This is a genomic window from Pseudomonas sp. R2-60-08W (assembly GCF_003852335.1).
Classification (GTDB): domain Bacteria; phylum Pseudomonadota; class Gammaproteobacteria; order Pseudomonadales; family Pseudomonadaceae; genus Aquipseudomonas.
Genome location: NZ_CP027731.1, coordinates 5054155 through 5072880 on the forward strand (window position 1 = coordinate 5054155; position 18726 = coordinate 5072880).

Genomic DNA, 18726 nt, shown 5'->3' on the forward strand with positions numbered 1-18726 from the left:
CTAGACATGCAGCGGCTTAAGCCACTCAAGGCTGGCAACAGTGGTGCCGGATGGGCGGTATTCACAGCCGATCCACCCTGGGTAGCCACGCTGCTCCAGCGCCGCGAACAAGGCGGCAAAGTCCATGTTCCCGGTGCCCGGCTCATGACGCCCCGGGTTGTCGGCGATTTGTACATGGACGGTCCTGTCGTAAAACTGCGCCAGCACCCCGGCTGCGTCGCCGGTCAACAGCTGAGCATGGTAAAGATCCAGAATCAGTCCGACACTCGTAAAGGTTTCCAGCACCTGTTGGGCCTTGCTGAAGTCGGACATGTAATAGCCTGGCATCGCCTGCGGGCTGATCACTTCAATCAGCGTTCGCAAACCCTGATCTTCGAGGTACTTGACCGCGTATTCCAAGTTCCTTGCATAGGCAGGCGCGCTCTCATCCTGGGCCGTGGTCACGCCAGACATGATGTGCACATCCGGGCAGTTCAGCGCCTTCGCATAGCGGGCCGCCTCGCGCAGCCCATCGCGAAATTCCTGCTCCTTGCCCTGCAAGGCAGCGATGCCTTTGGTAACACCAGCCGGTGCTGCGAACTGAATCAACGGCAGGTTGTATTGGGCCAGGTGGTCGGCGAGCAGGCTCGCGTCGAATTCATAGGGCGATGGGAACTCCACCGCCCTGAAACCGGCAGCGGCAGCGGCTTCGATGCGTTGCAGAAAAGGCAATTCGTTAAATTGAAAACCGAGGTGAGCATTGAATTTGAGCATGGGTAAATATCCATCCTGGGAATAAACAAATCATCAGCCTGGAGCCTCCTTCGCGGCTCCAGCGCCAAGCTATCGAAAGTGGTCAGTGCAAATACTCATGCTCTTCGTATGGTATTTTCCCACTCCAGTGCGGTGGGGGCATCTGCCCCGACGGGAACGGACTGAAGCTAACCATTCGGAATAAAACCTGTGATCAAGAAAGACCTCGCCCTGCAGTTGGCCCCACGCGTCATCGACATGGTTCGCGCCCGTTCGATGAAAGCCGGTGAGCCCTTGCGCGAGCAGATATTTGCGCAAGCGCTCGGGGTGTCGCGCTCGCCGATCCGGCGGGTTTTTGCTTTGCTCGCCCAATGGGACATTGCCATTCAGGAGCCCAATCGTGGCTACTTCCTCAAACAAGGTGCCGGGCAGATTCAGGAAGCCGCAGTCCCTTGCGCCAGCGATCCTTTCGAGGACTTTTACCTGCGTGTGGTAGACGACATCCTGAGCGGGGAAATACCTGCGCACTTTTTCGAAGCGCAGTTGTTGCGGCGTTACGAGGTGCCCCGGGGGCAGTTGCTCAAGGTGCTGAACAGGCTGGCCAGCGAAGCCATGGTGGAGCGTAAGCCGGGCCAAGGGTGGGGCCTCAAGGACTTCGTGCATAACACGCAGGCGCACATTCAAAGCTACCGTTTCCGAATGGCCATCGAACCGGCGGCGCTGCTTGAGCCCGGTTACCAGATCAATCACGCCGCGTTTGCCCAGGCCAGGCAACAGCAACAAGCCCTGATCGACGGTGAGATCCAGACGTTGTCTCGCGCGCAATTGTTCCAGGTGGGCGCCCAGTTTCACGAAATGATCGTGCAATGTTCCGGCAATGTGTTTTTCATCGACGCCATACGCCACCAGAATCAGCTCAGGCGCTTTATGGGCTACAAGGCCAACATCGATCGCACACGTCTGAAGGCGCAATGCCAGGAACACATCCATTTGCTCGACCTCATCGAGTCTGATCGGCGTGAAGAAGCCGCACAGTTTCTCTGGCGCCACCTGGATCAAGTCGGCCGACTCAAGACTGATCAGCGCGTCATGCCAGAAGATAGCCAAATCTAGAGCACTTCACTGACTGCCCATCAGTGCCGTTGCTTCGCCATCACCCCGTCCAATAACGGGCCAAGCAGCCTAACACAATTGCTTCCTCTCAAAACAAAATACAAAAAAATCACGAAACAGTTAATTTTTTCACCTTATATTGTATTTCATTACAACAATAGGCAATCATGCGCGCCGCTCGGACACGGATCCGTATCGAATCGCACAGGGATGGTACGTTTCTGAAAGAGCATGGATATTACGTCATCAAGCCTCAAGACCACTCTCTGGAAGCCTTTAGGGAGACCGCCGGCAAGTTCGGGCTGATTCAGTTTCATACCAAGTCCGATAAACATGGTGTGGTGGGCGGTGGAGAGCCAATCAACAAGGACTGGCAACGTTTCAAGGATGATTATCACGGCGAACTGTCGAGCGATTTTTTCCCGCATACCGATGGGACATTCTGGTAATGGATAACCTGCGGGTCCTGCATGCCCGGCATAAATTCATCGATGGCAACCAGCAGAGAAAAACAAGAAGGCTGTGGATCGCTGATGACGCAAGCACCACATTCAAAAATATCCTGGATCAGTCCCCAGTGCGCAGGGCCATGCAGCCCTTTGAGAACTACAATATTGCCCAGTCTGAAACCGCCGAGCGTTCTTTTATCGAGTACACCTGCGGCATCCACGCCCTATCGAGCAAGTCGTTGCTAAACGCGCGCAAGGAATTTGATAGCGCGTCTGAAGAGCTTTAAGTCCTTCAAGACACCCTCTGCTGTGATTCCACGCTTTCAGGTAAACACCCCAGTCATCAAAAAGACTGGGGAGTTACTTACACTCAAGGCTTTCTAGGTTTGATCCGCGCCGTCGCTTCGGCCACCAGCGGATCATCCGGCCAGTAGTGCTTGGGGTAGCGCCCCTTCAAATCCTTCTTTACCTCCGCGTAGGTACTGCGCCAGAAGTTCGCCAGGTCCTGCGTCACTTGCACCGGCCGCCGCGCGGGCGACAACAGGTGCAACTTCACCACCTGGCGCCCGCCGGCAATCCGTGGCGTATCCGCCAGCCCGAACAGCTCCTGCAGGCGCACCGCCAGGATCGGCGGGTGTTCGCTGTAGTCCAGGCGTACTGATGAGCCAGACGGCACTTTCACATGCTGCGGCGCCAGTTCGTCGAGGCGCTGGGGCAGTGGCCAGGGCAGCAGGTTGTGCAGGTAGCTGGAAATATCCAGGTTGGCGAAATGGCTCAAGCGCGAGACTTTTCCCAGGTAGGGCATCAGCCAGTGTTCCAGGCCCGCGAGCAAAGCGCTGTCGCTGACGTCGGGCCATTCGCTGGTTTTGCCGGCATCGAGCTGGCGCAGCAGCAGGACGCGTGCCTGCCATTGGCGCAGCTCCGGTGTCCAGGGCAACAGCTCCAGGCCCTTGCGCCGGACCAGATCAACCAGGGCCTGGCTGCGTGTGGCCTCGTCGAGGCCGGTGAGCGCTTCACGACTGAGGACCAGCTCACCGACCTTGCGCTGGCGTTCGGCGCGCAACACGCCTTCGCGCTCGTCCCAGTCGAGCTGGTCGACGTTGCGCACTTGCTCGGCCAGCACCGTGTCGAACAGCGCCGGGTCGAAGGCCGCCGCCAGGTAGATGCGCTCTTCACGCTGGCCCTGGCGACTGCCCAGGTCGGCGATCACCAGCCAGGCGTGTTTCATCAAACTGTCAGCTTCGGCAAACAGTGCGGCGCGCCCATTGGCCAAACGGTATTCGGCGCCACCGGGGCGACGCTGTTGGGCGACGCGGTCCGGGTAAGCCAACGCCAGCAAGGCGCCAAGCCAACGCGGATGATCGGGATCGGCCACCGGCTGGGTGGCCTTGCCTCTTAAATAGCCGCGATATTGGCGGGCCAACTGCTTGGCCCGTTGCACACCACCCTGGGTACCACGGGCGCGCTCTTCGCCGGACAACAGCGCCAGGCGGCTGTGCAAGTCGGCACCGGCGCCGCGCAGGATATCGCGCTCACCCAACAACGCCGCGACATCACAGGCCATCGCGGCGAGGCCCAGGTCCTGTCCGCGCAGCAGCAAGTGGGCGATACGCGGATGGGCCGGCAACTCGGCCATCTTCTGGCCATGGGCGGTGAGTGTGTCGTCATTCAAGGCGCCGAGGCGCACGAGTAAATCCTGGGCCTGGGCGTAGGCGGCGGTCGGTGGCCGATCCAGCCACACCAACTGCGCGGGCGTGACGCCCCAACGCGCCAGTTGCAAGGCCAGGCCGGCGAGGTCGGCGGCGAGAATTTCCGCGCTGCCATAGGCGGCCAGCCCTTCATGCTGGTCCTCGGACCACAGGCGATAACACACCCCCGGTTCCAACCGCCCTGCCCGGCCGGCACGCTGGGTGGCGCTGGCGCGGGAGATGCGCTGGGTGTCGAGGCGCGTCATGCCGCTGCCGGGGTCAAAGCGCGGCACCCGCGCCAGCCCGGCGTCGATCACCACGCGCACGCCGTTGATGGTCAGGCTGGTCTCGGCGATGTTGGTGGCCAGTACCACTTTGCGTTGACCGGCGGGCGCGGGGTCGATGGCGGCGCGTTGGGCATTGAGGTCGAGCTCGCCGTGCAGCGGGCACAGCAAAACGGTGGGGTGATCCCCTAAGGCGTCGGCCAGTTGTTGATGCACCCGGCGAATCTCCGCCTGCCCCGGCAGAAACACCAGCACGCTGCCGGTCTCGTCATGCAGGGCTTCGAGGATTGTCTGCACCACCCGCGGCTCGATAAATTCCCCCGCCTGATACGGCCGCCCCCAGCGCATCTGCACCGGGAACATGCGCCCTTCGCTGCGCAGGATCGGCGCATTATCCAGCAGCTCGGCCAGGCGCTCGCCTTCAAGGGTGGCGGACATCAGCAGGATTTTCAGCGGTTGGTCGTCGCGAAACAACTCGCGGCCGTTGAGGCTCAGGGCCAGCGCCAGGTCGGCGTCGAGGCTGCGCTCGTGGAACTCGTCAAAGATCAGCAGGCCCACGCCGTCCAGCGCCGGGTCGTCCTGCAGGCGCCGGGTGAGGATGCCTTCGGTGACCACTTCTATGCGAGTAGTGGGGCCGACCTTGCTGTCGAGGCGAATGCGGTAGCCGACCGTTTCACCGACCTTCTCGCCCAACTCGCTGGCCAGGCGCTCGGCAGCGGCCCGCGCGGCGAGGCGCCGGGGTTCGAGCATCAGGATGGTTTGCCCGGCGAGCCACGGCTCATTCAACAAGGCCAGGGGCACGCGGGTGGTTTTACCGGCGCCGGGGGGCGCTTCCAGCACGGCTTCATGGCGAATCGCCAAGGCGTCACGCAGGGCGGGTAAAACATCATCAATCGGCAACGAATTCATACTGGCTCCAAAGCAGAGCGGCGAGTATAACGGCGAACTGCCGGATGCTTGCGCGGGTCTGAATAACATCGTTCCCATACTGAGATCGTTCCCACGCTCTGCGTGGGAATACCGCCCGGAACGCTCCGCGTTCCAATACCTGCGCAAGTTGACGCAAAGCGTCACGGCATGCATTCCCACGCAGAGCGTGGGAACGATCAGGCAGTGCGATATAGTCATTTATCAATTGTGTTCAGGAGACTTTTTCATGCGTATCGCTTCCCGTGTCATTGGCGGCGTCTTGGCCGTCACCCTGCTGAGCCAACTCACCGCCTGCGGTTCGATTTTCTACCCGGATCGCCGTGGCCAGATCGACGGCAAGATCGACCCGGCGATTGCCGTGCTCGATGCGGTCGGCTTGCTGTTCTATGTGATCCCCGGCCTGATCGCGTTCGGCGTCGACTTCGCCACGGGGGCGATCTACTTCGAACCGGGCAAGACCGCCCAGGTCGCGCCGGAAAAACTGCACGAAGCCATCGGCGCCGACGGCACGGTCGACAACGCCAAGCTGCAAGGCATCATCCAGAAGGAAACCGGGCACACCCTGCCGCTGGACGATCCACGCCTGATCCAATTCAAGGGCAGCGTGCAACAACTGGCGTCCCTGGGCCTGCAGCCTGCGGCATAAGGACAGCGCCATGACCAGCAGTCCCGAACACGCCAGGCTCCTGCGCCTGGCTACCCGCGCCTCGGTGGGCGTGGCCAGTGCGTTGATCATCACCAAGGCCATCGCCTGGTGGTTCAGTGGCTCGGTGGCCATGCTCGCCGGGTTGACCGACTCGCTGCTCGACGGCGTGACCTCGCTGCTCAATCTGCTGGCGGTGCACTATGCCCTGCGCCCCGCCGATGACGATCACCGTTACGGTCACGGCAAGGCGGAGTCGCTGTCGGGCATGGCCCAGGCGCTGTTTATCGGCGGCAGCGCAGCGTTGATCGCCTTCCAGGCCTACCAACGCTTGCAACACCCGGAGCCCGTAGGCGCGCCCTGGCTGAGCATCGGCGTAATCGTGTTTTCACTGGCGCTGACCGTGGCGTTGTTGATGCTGCAACACCGGGTGATCCGCGAAACCGGCTCCAACGCGGTGCGCGCCGATTCGCTGCATTACCGCTCCGACCTGATGCTCAACGGCAGCATCCTGGTGGCGCTGGTGCTCGCGGGCTTTGGCTTCCATCAGGTGGACGCCTGGTTCGGCCTGGGCATCGCCGCCTACATATTGTGGAGCGCCATCCAGATCGCCCGGGAAAGCTTTGCCGTATTGATGGACGAAGAACTGCCGGCGGATATCAGCCAGCATATGCTCGACCTGGCCCGCAGCGTACCGGGCGTGCTGGGCGCCCATGACTTGCGCACGCGGGTTTCCGGCAACCACTGGTTCGTGCAGTTGCACCTGGAGTTGCCAGGTGAATTGACGCTGTCGGTGGCCCACGGCATCAGCGACCAAGCCGCCGATGCCATTCATCAGGCCTACCCGAAGGCCGAGGTGCTGGTGCACGCCGACCCGCAGGAAGTGGTCACCGGCGCCAGCGCTTAATACTGGACCTGATAGCCGCGACTGCTCAGGCAGTTGCCCTGGGCCTGGCGGTAGGTTTGCACCACCGCCGGGTCCGGGGCGTAGGTGGCGGTCTGCGGGTCAAAGCCGCTTTGCTGCGCGGCCCAGCGATAACAATCGTAACCGTCCTGCTGCACCTGAGCCGGGGATTGCCCGTTGGCCGGGTAGGCCACTACGTTATAGCCATTGCCTTGCGGCGCAGGCTGAGGCGCCGGCACCTGCGCCGGCGGTTCCACCACCACGTATTGCTGGGTGTTCTGTTCGTAGGCGTAGTAGGCGCCAGCCGCCAGGAACAATAGCGAACCGCCCACCCAAACTTCACGCGCGTAGTCCGGCAAATACTGCACCCGGATGCCATACGGTGGCCTCACCACCACATAGCGCGGGCCTTGCGGGCGATACCAGTAGCCGCCGGAATAGAAATAGTCTTGGCCACGGTAGGGCACGCGGTAATTGCGATCGGGGAACCGGTCGACGATATAGCCTGGACGATATTGCGGGCCCGCCCCCCAACCGTTGCCGTGCCCATCGGGACGCCCCGGCCAGCGGTTGTCGCCGGGACGGCCATGGTCACCAGGCCGCGAACCTGGACCGCCCGCTTCCCAATGCCGGTTGTCGTCGTTCCGCCGTGGGATATCACGGTAGTAGCCCTGGCGCGGTTCCTGGGTCTGGCGCACGGTATCGGGCCGCCCCTGGATCGGCAGGTTGTTCGACGGCTGTGGCTGCGGTTGCGGCCGCCCCTGTTCATTCGCCTGCGGGCGCCCCTGCCATTGACCGCCGCCATTCTGGCCGCCGCGATCAATATGCGGGTTCTGCGGGCGTGGCTGGTTGTTCTCCGGACGCCCGCCTTCCGGCCCGCGCTCATGCTGACCGCCGCCGCCCTGTGGGCGCTGCCCCTGGCCCGGAGAGTTATCGCGTTCGTCGGCCACCGCCTGGGCGCCGACGCTGACCACCAGCAAACCAACACCTGCCATACGCCAGATGCGCTTCATGCTTTTCCTCACTGCGGGTTAGGGCTCGATCATGAGACTGGAAAAGCCTCGCCCGGTTCTGAGACAGGTTATCAGTCACAAGAACTATTTTCTTGAACGCAAAAGAAAAGGGGTGACCCGTCGGCCACCCCTTGAGAATTTCGTCCTGGCTCAACGCTTTTGACGTTGGCTCACCTCACGCCGTCTTGTGGACAGTGTGCAGCCTGGAGGCCGGCTCAACCCTGCTCGGGTGGCGGCCGCAGCGGGCCTGATTGGGCCCGCTGTGAATGGACTGTTGTCCAGGCGGTGATTCTGTTGATAAAGATACAGGCCCGGGCCCGACGGATGATTGCGAAGATTGCGTCAATAAACAGTGCTTGCGCAATTTTTAACCCTTCATGGATAATTCACCGCAATAGTTACGACAAAGGCCAACCCAATGAGCAAGCTTGATCGATACGACCTGAGTATTTTGGCGGAATTGCAGCGTGACGCACGGATCTCCAACCAGGAGTTGGCCGAGCGCATCGGCCTGTCGCCTTCGCCCTGCTCGCGCCGGGTCAAGCAATTGGAAGACGACGGCTACATTGCCCGTCAGGTCGCATTGCTCGACCGCAAGATGCTCGGCCTGAGCCTGACCGCCTACGTGTTGATCGGCATGGACCGGCATACCCCGGAACGTTTCGAAAATTTCGAAGCGGCCATCCGCACATTGCCCCAGGTACTGGAATGCAGCCTGGTGACCGGGATGGACGCCGACTATCAGTTGAAAGTTGTGGTGCCGGATATGGATCACTACCAGAAACTGCTGCTGGGGCATCTGACCCGGATTGAAGGCGTGACCAGCGTGCGCTCAAGCTTTGTGCTCAACCAAGTCTTGAATAGCACCGAACTGCCCCTGACACACCTGCGCACCTGAGAACACTGAAGTTCAAATGTGGGAGGGGGCTTGCCCCCGATGGCGGTGGATCAGTTGATAATGTACCGACTGACACTCAGCTATCGGGGGCAAGCCCCCTCCCACATTTGGATTGCACTTCGATCCAGGTCAATGTTGTGCCTGTGACGCTGCCGTATACTTCCCGCCTGCCTTAGTAGGAAGCCCCATGAACAACATCGACCCCGCCCTGTTCGAAGAATGGATGATGACCGGCCTGGTCACGATCCTGATTATCTTCATGGGCTTTATCGTCTGGGACTTGGCGAAAAAATCCAAGGCCGGGCGCTTTGGCTCGTTCATTCTGTTTTTCGTGCTGGGCCTGGGCGTGGCCGCGTTCATCATTAAGAGCGTAGTGATCGGCCTGATCGAGTCCGGTGCCTTATAAACGCGGCGGTACTGCCTTCCACTGGCCCTGATCGAGGCCTTCGATAGACCAGTCGCCAATCCGTACGCGCACCAGGCGCAACGTTGGCAAGCCCACCGCGGCGGTCATGCGCCGTACCTGGCGGTTACGCCCTTCACGAATCACCAGTTCCAGCCAGTGGGTGGGCACGCTTTTGCGAAAGCGCACGGGCGGGTTGCGTGGCCATAAATCAGGCTCCTCCAACCGCCGGGCCTCGGCGGGCAGGGTCATACCGTCGTTAAGCTCCACGCCGTCGCGCAGACATTGCAGCTGTGCTTCGGTGGGTTCGCCTTCGACCTGCACCCAGTAGGTTTTCGCCAGCTTGTGCCGGGGGTCGGCAATGCGCGCTTGTAGCTGGCCGTCGTTGGTCAGCAGCAACAGGCCTTCGCTGTCACGGTCCAGGCGGCCTGCCGGGTAGATACCGGGAATGTCGATAAAGTCCTTGAGGGTCGCGCGCCCGCCTTCGTCACTGAACTGGGTCAGCACATCGAACGGCTTGTTGAACAGGATCAGCTTCGGCTCGGCCGGCGGTGCCTTGGCGACACGGCGCGGGCCCGCATGCGGGGGTTTCACGCCAGGGCGGCGCGAATCGGGACGGGTAGGACGGGACATGGCGAAGGAACATCTAACGGTCAGGACCGACAATGCTAGTGGCCTGACCGCTAAATGACCATCCCCACCGCTTAGCGGAACGGCGGCTCGTCGAAGCTGCGCAGTTTGCGCGAGTGCAGCGCGTTGAGTTCGGTACGCAGCAGATCGACGGCTTCGATGCCGATCTTCAAGTGCTGGCTGACGGCCCGCTCATAGAAGGCGTTGGCCGAACCCGGCAATTTGATCTCACTGTGCAGCGGTTTGTCCGACACACACAACAACGTGCCGTACGGCACGCGCAGCCGGTAACCCTGGGCGGCGATGGTGCCGCTTTCCATGTCCACCGCCACGGCGCGAGACAGGTTGATCAGCGGCCGCTCCTGGGCCCAGCGCAGCTCCCAGTTGCGGTCGTCATAGGTCAACACGGTGCCGGTGCGCAGGCGTTTTTTCAGCTCTTCGCCTTTTTCGCCGGTGACGTTCGCCGCCGCTTGCTGAAGCGCCAGCTGCACCTCGGCCAGGGCCGGAATCGGGATGTTCGGCGGTACCACGCGGTCGAGAATCCCGTCGCGACGCATATAGGCGTGGGCCAGTACGTAGTCGCCGATGGTCTGGGATTGGCGCAGGCCGCCGCAGTGCCCGATCATCAGCCAGCAATGCGGGCGCAGCACCGCCAGGTGGTCGGTGATGTTCTTGGCGTTGGACGGGCCCACGCCGATATTCACCAGGGTCACGCCGTGGCCGTCAGTGGCCTGCAGGTGATAGGCCGGCATCTGATAGCGGTGCCAGACCACGCCTGCGGCAATCGCCGACGCTTCGCCGTGGTCCATGCTCTTGTCGATCACCACGTTGCCCGGCAGCACCATGCGGATAAAACGCGGGTCGCTGCGCAGTTGCTCCAGGCCATGCACGATGAACTGGTCAACGTAGCGATGGTAGTTGGTCAGCAGAATCCACGGCTGCACATGGCGCCAGTCGCTGCCGGTGTAGTGCACCAGGCGGCGCAGCGAAAAGTCCACACGGGCCGCGTCGAACAGGGCCAGGGGCAGCGGGTCGGTGTTTTCCCAGTCATAGAGGCCGTCGGCGATGCCATCGGTGGCGGCCGACAAGTCGGTGCTGGGAAACACGCGGGCCAGGGTCGCGGCGGTCACGCCGGAACCGGCCAGCTCATCGCCCTGCTCCACCACGTACGGGTACGGAATGTTCTGCTGGCTGACGCCCACTTCCACCGTCACGGTGAAGTCGTGCATCAGCGGCACCAGTTGCTCCAGCAGGTACTTACGGAAGGCCGCCGGATGGGTGACGGTTACGCTGTAGGTACCTGGCAACTGCACCTTGGCATACGCCCGGGTGGTCTGTGGGACTTCGCCGTGGCAGCGGTAAGTCAGGCGCAGTTCCGGATAGCGAAACAGCGCACGTTGTGCGGCGTCGGGTTCGACGCGGTCCTTGAGGTACTGCTTGAGGGCTTGATTGAGCGCGCCAGTCGCACGCTCATGCAGGGCCGCCAGCCGATCCACGGCCTCTTCAGCGGTTTGAACGACAACAAAAGCTTCGGTCACGGTAAGCATCCTGTGTTCTGGACTTGCAGGCCTTTATCTTGCCTGTATCCCTGCCTCACTGAAACACCAGAGTTGGAATGCCCTTTAAAATGTGGGAGGGGGCTTGCTCCCGATAGCGGTGTGACAGTCACTGGATTCTTGGCTGACATACCGCTATCGGGAGCAAGCCCCCTCCCACACTTGACCGCGTTTATTCAAGGAGATAGCGGGGTTGAACGGGCGACAAGGGCCTGCACATCCACCCCGCGCGGCAAGGCGCCGTAGACCCGCCCCGACGACTCACCCAACCGACTGGCCACAAACCCATCGCTGACCGCCGCATTCCCGGCCTCCAGCAACAGCTTGGCCTGCAGCGCCAGGGCAATATCCTCGGTAAGTTGACGTGCGCGGTATTGGATATCCTGGGTGTCCATGAACGCTGACTTCAACCCCTCGATATGCCGCGCCAGCCGGGGGTCGCCATGCCCATCGCCCAGTTCGACAAACAACGCCTCCAGCACACCCGGTTCCTTGGACAATGACCGCAGCACATCCAGGCATTGCACGTTGCCGGAACCTTCCCACGTCGAATTCACCGGCGCCTCACGGTACAGACGCGGCAGGATGCTGTCCTCGACATACCCGGCGCCGCCCATGCATTCGGCGGCTTCATTGATCATGGCCGGCGCGCGTTTGCAGATCCAATACTTGCCCACCGCCGTCACCAGCCGGGCGAATTTGGCTTCCTGTTCATTCCCCAGGTGATCCAGTGCCCGCCCCATGCGCAGGCTCAAGGCCAAGGCCGCTTCGCTTTCCAGGGCCAGGTCGGCGAGCACGTTCTGCATCAACGGTTGTTCGCTCAATACGCGGCCGCCGACCGAACGATGGGCGCAGTGGTGGCTTGCCTGGGTCAAGGCCTGGCGCATCAGCGCGCTGGAACCGACCATGCAATCGAAGCGGGTCATGGCGACCATCTCAATGATGGTCGGCACGCCGCGCCCCTCTTCACCGATCATCCAGGCCAGGGCGCCACGGAACTCCACTTCGCTGGAAGCGTTGGAGCAGTTGCCGAGTTTGTTCTTCAATCGCTGAATGTAGAACTCGTTGCGCGTGTCATCCGGGCGATGCCGGGGCAGCAGGAAACAGGTCAGGCCCTTGTCAGTCTGAGCCAGGGTGAGGAAGGCGTCGCACATGGGCGCGGAGCAGAACCATTTGTGGCCGACCAGTTCGTAGGCCTGCCCCGGCCCACCCGCGCCCACCGCGTAGGCGCGGGTGGTGTTGGCGCGCACGTCGGTGCCGCCCTGTTTTTCGGTCATGGCCATGCCGATTGTGGCACCGCCTTTGTGGGCAATGCCGAGGTTGCGCGGGTCGTATTGGGTCGAGAGGATCTTCGGCAGCCACAGCTCAGCCAGGTCTGGCTGCAACTGCAGGGCCGGGACGCAGGCGAAGGTCATGGTCAGCGGGCAGCCGCTGCCGGCTTCGGCCTGGGTGTGCAAGTAGGTCATGGCGGCGCGGGCCACGTGGGCGCCGGATTGCGGATCGGTCCACGGCAGCGACGGCAGCCCATGTTCGACGGCGGTGCGCATCAGTTCGTGGTAGGCGGGGTGAAACTCCACCAGGTCAATCCGATGACCATAACGGTCATGGCTGCTGAACACCGGCTTGTTCTGATTGGCCAGGAAGCCGGCTTCCATCAACGGCCCGCCGGCCAGGGCACCATAGGCATCGATGCGCGACTCGGCCCAGCCAGCGCCAAAGCGACGCGCCCACTCTTGCAGGGGCAGGTCGATGCGGTACAGGTTGGTACCGTCCAAAGACGGTGGCTGGTTGGTGACGTCGTGGGTTTCGGCAAACCGGTGCAGGTTCATGACGGGCCTCTTGGAAAAAGGCCACGTGACATCGAGGCCTTGATTTCAGTTAAGCACCGACCCAGGCCTTAAAAAAGTGGCATACGCGCCGAATGTTCGGCGCTTTCGCCCTCTGGTGGACACAGCACGAGCCGCTCCAGCGTCGCCTGCAAAGCCTCGAAACGTACTGGCTTGGCCAAGTGATCGCTCATGCCGATGCCATGGCAGCGCTCACGGTCCGCGACATTGAGCGCGCTGCTCAGGCCGATCACCGGTAACTCACCGCCGCCCGGCAAGGCACGGATCTGACAGCACAATGAGAAGCCGCCCTCAGGCACATCCAGCACCACCGCGTCGAACCTGTGCTCCTGCAACGCCGCCAATGCCGACGGGCCGCCATCCACGGCCTTGACCCGGTAACCCAGCTTGAGCAGCATGCCGCGCACCGCCAGTTGCGCCACGCTGTTGTCATCCACCAATAACACCGTGCAATCCTGCGGCGCGCGTTGTGCGGGCCGCAACTGTGCGGCGGGCTTGGGCTCGGGCGGCACCGGCTTGACGTCCATTTCCAGCTGGAAGCGACTGCCCTTGCGCGGCTCCGAATGATGGGTGAGGCGACCGCCCATCAGCTCGATCAACTGCCGGCAAATTGCCAGGCCAATGCCCAGGCCGCCGTATTCGCGGGTCATCGAGCCATCGAGCTGGAAGAAGCGCTGGTACAGCGTGGCCTCGTCGAGAAAGGCGAAGCCGATACCGGTATCGGTCACGATAAAGCTCAGGCGCAATCCGCCATCCGCCTGGGGGACGCCCACCACGCGTAAGCGCACCGCGCCGTCGTGGGTGAATTTGAATGCGTTGTCCAGCAGGCAATCCAGGCACTGGATCAGTTTGTCGGCGTCGCCCATCACGCGGTCCGGCACGGCATCGGCGACGTCAATGGAAAACGCCAGGCCCTTGGCCTGGGCGCTGGCCGCGAACTGTTGCCGCACGGTTTCCAGCACGCCGCGCAGGCCGAACACCTGCGGGCGGGCAGCCAGGCGGCCGGCCTGCAACTCGGTCAGGGTGAGAATGCCGTTGACCATGCGCATCATGTCCCGCGCCGAACCGGCGGCGGTTTGCTGGTACTGCGCCAGGTCATCGTCCAGGGACACGGTTTGCATCAGTTCAAGGGAGCCGATCACGCCGTTCATCGGCGTGCGTAATTCATGGGTCAAAGTGGCAAGGAATTCATCCTTGAGCCGATTGCTGCGGGCCAATTGCTGGTTGAGCACTTCGAGTTTCTGGCTGGCGTCGAACAGGATCTGCGCCTGCTGCTCGCGCATGCCGTTGATGCGGTCGGCCAGGGCCAGGGACAGCAGCGCAACTTCAATGGCCGAGCCGATCTGGCTGGCATACATCGTGAGGAATACGTTGGGCAAGTAGCCCAGCACCATCAGCGTGTTGACTACCCCGCCGAGTAAAAACGCCGACCAGGCAATGATGAAATAGCGCGCCATGCGCTGGCCGCAATACCAGGCCTTGATTGCAGCAATGAAGATGGTCACGGTAAACACCAGGGCCAGGCCGGTGGCCAGGCGCAGGGCCACCGCGTAACTGGTCAACAGCGCCAGCGCCATGACCACCCCGCCACAGGCCGCCAGCGCCAGCAAGATACGGTCGAGCCAGCGGCTGTGTTGCGCGGTGTGCAGGAAGCTGCGCGCGAACAGGCTACCGAACAAGGCCGCCGAGCCGATCAGAAACGGCACCGCCGCGTTCGCCCACCACGGGTTGTTCGGCCAGAAGTACTCCACGGCCACGCCATTGACCGACAACTGGTACAGGCCGAACGAGGCAATGTAGAGGATGTAATACAGGTAGCTGGTGTCGCGCACGCTCAAATAAATGAACAGGTTGTAGACCAGCATACCCAGCAACACGCCGTAGATAGCGCCCAGCACATACAGGCGCAGCGGCTGTTCTTCCATATAGGCCGTGCCTGCCCAGAGGGTCAACGGCGCCTGGATCGAGCCTTGGCTCTGCAGGCGCAGGTAGATCGTCTGCTGCTGGCCGGGCAGGAAATTGAGCTTGAACAGGTAGTTGGCCTGGCGCACTTCACGGCTGGAAAACGGTAACGCGCTGCCGGTGCGAGTGGTGAGCCGATAGCTGCCGGTGCCGTCGTTCTGGTAAAGCTCGAGGCGATTGAGTGGCGGGTAAGCCAGCTCCACAAACCATGTCCGCGGGGAGCGGGGGTCAACGGCGGTGTAATGCAGGTTGACCTTTAACCAGAACACCGAGTGCGAATAACCGGCATTGAGGGTGGGTGTGTCATGGGGTTTGAATTGAGCGGCGTAGGCAGGGGAACTGACGTCGGCGATGGTGAGGGTGCCGGTCGGGTCTTCGAGCACTTGCATGACCCGGCCCAGTGGCAGGCTTCGGGTGCTCTGATTGAACTCGGCGGCGCCGGCCAGCAGCGGCAGCCCGCACAATAATAAAATCAGCAAATAGCGCATAGAGCCCCAGCGTGGCCTGTCCGGTTATGGCAAAAAGCTCCCCCGTTCCTTTTGAGAAGACGTACACCGGCAATACAGTAAGTTGTTTGGATCCACTTTAGCATAGCCGGTAAAGGCCATTGGACACCATGGTAACTATTTTTCAGATGGCCCTGGGACGAGGCTTTCAGCGTATTTGCAGAGGATGTTCAGCCACCCCGAAAGCGTCACCCCAGGGCAACATTCCCTCATCGCCGGACGGCCACGCAAAAAGCGTTTGGTGGTAAGCTCGCGCACCATGAATATCTACAGCTCTCGCCCCGTTGTTCTCTGTCTCTCCGGCCATGATCCCAGTGGTGGCGCCGGCTTGCAGGCCGATATCGAAGCCCTGCTTGCCCAGGGCTGCCACGCCGCTGCGGCCGTCACCGCGCTGACCGTGCAAAACACCGTCAATGTCAGTGACTTTCGCGTGCTCGACCGCGAGTGGGTGCTGGCCCAGGCCAACGCGGTGCTCATCGATTCCGAAGTCGCCGCGGTCAAGCTGGGCATGCTCGGTTCCACTGCGATGGTCGACACCGTGGTCGAATTACTGCAGGCGCACCCGCACCTGCCGGTGGTGTGCGACCCGGTACTGCGCGCCGGTGGCGGTGGCAGCCTGGGCAAGGATGAAGTCGGTTATGCGATGCGCGAGCGGCTGCTGCCCCTGGCGCTGATCGCCACGCCCAACCTGCCCGAAGCCCGCATCCTGGCCGAATTGCCTGACGGCAGCGCCGACGAATGCGCCGAGAAGCTGTTGCCCTACATCAAGCATCTGCTGATCACCGGCGGCCACGGCGACGAGCACGAAGTGCACAATCGCCTGTACAGCCGCGATGGCAGCCGCCATACCTACACGTGCCAGCGTTTACCCGGCAGTTATCACGGCTCGGGGTGCACGCTGGCCAGTGCGCTGACGGGGCGGCTCGCCCAGGGCGAAGGCCTGGCCAGCGCCGTACAGTCGGCGCTCAACTACACCTGGCGCACCCTGCGCGATGCCGAACGACTCGGCCAGGGCCAGTTCGTACCGCGTCGTTTACCACTGGATTTCTGCTCGTAGTTCACCTTTCATCATCACTTACCGCTCGTCACAGCAAGGGGCTTGCCCGATGAAACTACGTGGCCTTTACGCCATTACCGACAGCCAACTGTTGGCCGGCAAATTCCTCGCCTACGTCGAAGCGGCGTTGGACGGCGGCGTGACATTGCTGCAGTACCGCGACAAAAGCAGCGACGAAGCGCGCCGCCTGCGTGAAGCCGAGAAACTGCGGGAACTGTGCTCGCGCTACAAGACCCACCTGATCATCAACGATGACGCCGAACTGGCCGCGCGCCTGGGCGTGGGCGTGCACCTGGGCCAGACCGATGGCCCGCTGACCCCGGCGCGAGCGCTGCTCGGCTCCAAGGCGATCATCGGCGCAACGTGCCACAGCCAGATCGAGCTGGCCGAACAGGCCGCCCGGGAGGGCGCCAGTTATGTCGCCTTTGGCCGCTTCTTCAATTCCACCACCAAGCCCGGCGCACCGGCCGCCAGCCTTGAAATGCTGGCCGAGGCGCGCCAACGCCTGCACCTGCCGATCTGCGTGATCGGCGGCGTCACCCTGGAAAACGCCGAGCCGCTGGTGGCCCACGGCGCCGACTTGCTCGCCGTGGTGCACGGCCTGTTCGGCGCCGACAGCACCCAGGAAGTCACGCGCCGCGCCCGTGCGTTCAACGATATTCTTAAATCTTCAGTGTAGAGAGCCCGATCATGTCCCGTTCCGAAACCCTGTTTGCCAATGCCCAGAAACACATCCCCGGCGGTGTGAACTCCCCCGTGCGTGCGTTCAAGAGCGTGGGCGGCACGCCGTTGTTCTTCAAGCATGCCGAAGGCGCCTATGTCACCGACGAAGATGACAAGCGCTACGTCGACTACGTCGGCTCTTGGGGCCCGATGATCCTCGGTCACAGCCACCCGGACGTGCTGGACGCCGTACGCCAGCAGTTGCAGCATGGTTTGTCCTACGGTGCCCCAACCGCGATGGAAACCGAGATGGCCGACCTGGTCTGCTCGATCGTGCCGTCGATGGAAATGGTGCGCATGGTCAGCTCCGGCACCGAGGCCACCATGAGCGCAATCCGTCTGGCCCGTGGTTTCACCGGTCGCGACAGCATCATCAAATTCGAAGGTTGCTACCACGGCCATTCCGACAGCCTGCTGGTAAAAGCCGGTTCCGGCGCGCTGACCCAGGGCGTACCGAGTTCGGCCGGCGTACCGGCGGCGTTCGCCAAACACACCCTGACCCTACCGTTCAACGACATCGCCGCGGTCGAGCAGATGCTCGGTGAAGTCGGCCAGGACGTGGCGTGCATCATCGTCGAGCCGGTCGCCGGCAACATGAACTGCGTACCACCGGCCCCAGGCTTCCTCGAAGGCCTGCGCGAGCAGTGCGACAAACACGGCGTGGTGCTGATTTTTGACGAAGTGATGACCGGCTTCCGTGTCGCCCTCGGTGGCGCCCAGGCGCATTACGGCGTAACGCCAGACCTGAGTACCTTCGGCAAGATCATCGGTGGCGGCATGCCAGTGGGCTGCTTCGGCGGCAAGCGCGAGATCATGCAGCACATCGCCCCACTGGGCCCGGTCTACCAGGCCGGCACGCTGTCCGGTAATCCGCTGGCGATGGCCGCCGGCCTGACCACCCTTCGCCTGATCAGCCGCCCAGGCTTCCACGCCGAGCTGACCGACTACACCACCCGCCTGCTGGACGGCCTGCAAGTGCGGGCCGACGCTGCCGGCATCCCGTTTGTCACCACCCAGGCCGGCGGCATGTTTGGCCTGTACTTCAGCGGCGCCGACGACATCGTCACCTTCGATGACGTGATGGGCAGCGACGCGGACTTGTTCAAGCGCTTCTTCCACCTGATGCTCGAAGGCGGTGTGTACCTGGCGCCCAGTGCGTTTGAAGCCGGCTTCACCTCGATCGCCCACGGCGACGCCGAGCTGAAGCTGACCCTGGACGCTGCCGAGCGCGCCTTTGCGGCCCTGAAATAAGTGACGGCATCCTCTGACGTTGCCCGTGCCAACGTCAGATTTGCTACTTTGCTTACAGCCATTTCTCGCTTTTTCGAGAATTGCCCTGCAATCCGGCAGATAACTTGCCCAAGCAGCAGAAAAACGAGTAAAGACTT

General features: G+C 62.3%; 17 protein-coding genes. 10 read left to right on the top strand and 7 right to left on the bottom strand.

What is annotated here, in order from left to right; genetic code table 11:
- Nucleotides 1–753, bottom strand: coding sequence for a hydroxypyruvate isomerase family protein (locus C4J90_RS23055; protein WP_124415665.1), 753 nt, complete (start codon nucleotides 751–753; stop codon nucleotides 1–3).
- A gap of 189 nt (nucleotides 754–942) precedes the next feature.
- Between C4J90_RS23055 and C4J90_RS23060 the strand changes: the two genes are divergently transcribed.
- The 3 genes from C4J90_RS23060 to C4J90_RS27255 all read left to right on the top strand — a co-directional run bounded on the left by C4J90_RS23060 (nucleotide 943) and on the right by C4J90_RS27255 (nucleotide 2581).
- A complete protein-coding gene (locus C4J90_RS23060) occupies nucleotides 943–1845 on the top strand; it encodes a GntR family transcriptional regulator (RefSeq protein ID WP_124364527.1) in 903 nt (300 codons plus the stop codon).
- Between the two features lie 167 nt (nucleotides 1846–2012).
- Nucleotides 2013–2294, top strand: coding sequence for a hypothetical protein (locus C4J90_RS27250; protein WP_256658889.1), 282 nt, complete (start codon nucleotides 2013–2015; stop codon nucleotides 2292–2294).
- The gene (locus C4J90_RS27255; RefSeq protein ID WP_256658890.1) at nucleotides 2294–2581 is read left to right on the top strand and encodes a hypothetical protein; all 288 of its coding nucleotides are present in this window, start codon (nucleotides 2294–2296) and stop codon (nucleotides 2579–2581) included. The genes C4J90_RS27250 and C4J90_RS27255 overlap by 1 nt, the downstream gene beginning before the upstream one ends.
- Nucleotides 2582–2664: 83 nt before the next feature.
- On the opposite strand, the gene hrpB is transcribed toward C4J90_RS27255, so the two are convergent.
- On the bottom strand, nucleotides 2665–5175 hold the full coding sequence (gene hrpB, locus C4J90_RS23070) for an ATP-dependent helicase HrpB (protein WP_124420903.1): 2511 nt from the start codon (nucleotides 5173–5175) through the stop codon (nucleotides 2665–2667).
- A 247-nt stretch (nucleotides 5176–5422) separates the two neighbouring features.
- On the opposite strand from hrpB, the gene C4J90_RS23080 reads away from it, so the two are divergent.
- Together C4J90_RS23080 and C4J90_RS23085 are read left to right on the top strand one after the other, a co-directional pair.
- Nucleotides 5423–5842, top strand: coding sequence for a polyribonucleotide nucleotidyltransferase (locus tag C4J90_RS23080; protein ID WP_124368458.1), 420 nt, complete (start codon nucleotides 5423–5425; stop codon nucleotides 5840–5842).
- Nucleotides 5843–5852: 10 nt separating this feature from the next.
- Complete coding sequence (locus C4J90_RS23085) at nucleotides 5853–6746, top strand: cation diffusion facilitator family transporter (RefSeq protein WP_124364531.1); 894 nt, start codon at nucleotides 5853–5855, stop codon at nucleotides 6744–6746.
- On the opposite strand, the gene C4J90_RS23090 is transcribed toward C4J90_RS23085, so the two are convergent.
- On the bottom strand, nucleotides 6743–7756 hold the full coding sequence (locus C4J90_RS23090; protein ID WP_124420904.1) for a DUF6515 family protein: 1014 nt from the start codon (nucleotides 7754–7756) through the stop codon (nucleotides 6743–6745). The genes C4J90_RS23085 and C4J90_RS23090 overlap by 4 nt on opposite strands.
- Nucleotides 7757–8174: 418 nt before the next feature.
- Between C4J90_RS23090 and C4J90_RS23095 the strand changes: the two genes are divergently transcribed.
- The gene (locus tag C4J90_RS23095) at nucleotides 8175–8654 is read left to right on the top strand and encodes an Lrp/AsnC family transcriptional regulator (protein WP_003194418.1); all 480 of its coding nucleotides are present in this window, start codon (nucleotides 8175–8177) and stop codon (nucleotides 8652–8654) included.
- Nucleotides 8655–8850: 196 nt separating this feature from the next.
- Nucleotides 8851–9060: a DUF2788 domain-containing protein gene (locus tag C4J90_RS23100; RefSeq protein ID WP_025999909.1), complete on the top strand. Its 210-nt coding sequence runs from the start codon at nucleotides 8851–8853 to the stop codon at nucleotides 9058–9060.
- On the opposite strand, the gene C4J90_RS23105 is transcribed toward C4J90_RS23100, so the two are convergent.
- From C4J90_RS23105 to C4J90_RS23120, 4 genes are all read right to left on the bottom strand, one after another.
- The gene (locus C4J90_RS23105) at nucleotides 9055–9690 is read right to left on the bottom strand and encodes a pseudouridine synthase (RefSeq protein ID WP_124405369.1); all 636 of its coding nucleotides are present in this window, start codon (nucleotides 9688–9690) and stop codon (nucleotides 9055–9057) included. The two genes, C4J90_RS23100 and C4J90_RS23105, sit on opposite strands and share 6 nt — an antisense overlap.
- A gap of 71 nt (nucleotides 9691–9761) precedes the next feature.
- Entirely contained in the window at nucleotides 9762–11234 is a 1473-nt protein-coding gene (gene amn, locus C4J90_RS23110; protein WP_164488027.1) for an AMP nucleosidase, read from the bottom strand.
- A 185-nt stretch (nucleotides 11235–11419) separates the two neighbouring features.
- The gene (locus C4J90_RS23115) at nucleotides 11420–13072 is read right to left on the bottom strand and encodes an acyl-CoA dehydrogenase family protein (RefSeq protein WP_124420906.1); all 1653 of its coding nucleotides are present in this window, start codon (nucleotides 13070–13072) and stop codon (nucleotides 11420–11422) included.
- Between the two features lie 68 nt (nucleotides 13073–13140).
- Nucleotides 13141–15540 carry a 7TM diverse intracellular signaling domain-containing protein gene (locus C4J90_RS23120; RefSeq protein WP_124420907.1) on the bottom strand — a complete coding sequence of 800 codons (2400 nt, stop codon included), beginning with the start codon at nucleotides 15538–15540 and terminating at the stop codon, nucleotides 13141–13143.
- A gap of 277 nt (nucleotides 15541–15817) precedes the next feature.
- Between C4J90_RS23120 and C4J90_RS23125 the strand changes: the two genes are divergently transcribed.
- The 3 genes from C4J90_RS23125 to hemL are packed head-to-tail and all read left to right on the top strand — an operon-like array spanning nucleotide 15818 to nucleotide 18589.
- Nucleotides 15818–16615: a hydroxymethylpyrimidine/phosphomethylpyrimidine kinase gene (locus tag C4J90_RS23125; RefSeq protein WP_124420908.1), complete on the top strand. Its 798-nt coding sequence runs from the start codon at nucleotides 15818–15820 to the stop codon at nucleotides 16613–16615.
- A 49-nt stretch (nucleotides 16616–16664) separates the two neighbouring features.
- Nucleotides 16665–17294: a thiamine phosphate synthase gene (gene thiE, locus C4J90_RS23130; protein ID WP_124415673.1), complete on the top strand. Its 630-nt coding sequence runs from the start codon at nucleotides 16665–16667 to the stop codon at nucleotides 17292–17294.
- An 11-nt stretch (nucleotides 17295–17305) separates the two neighbouring features.
- Nucleotides 17306–18589, top strand: coding sequence for a glutamate-1-semialdehyde 2,1-aminomutase (gene hemL / locus C4J90_RS23135; RefSeq protein ID WP_124364539.1), 1284 nt, complete (start codon nucleotides 17306–17308; stop codon nucleotides 18587–18589).
- Nucleotides 18590–18726: the final 137 nt, after the last annotated feature.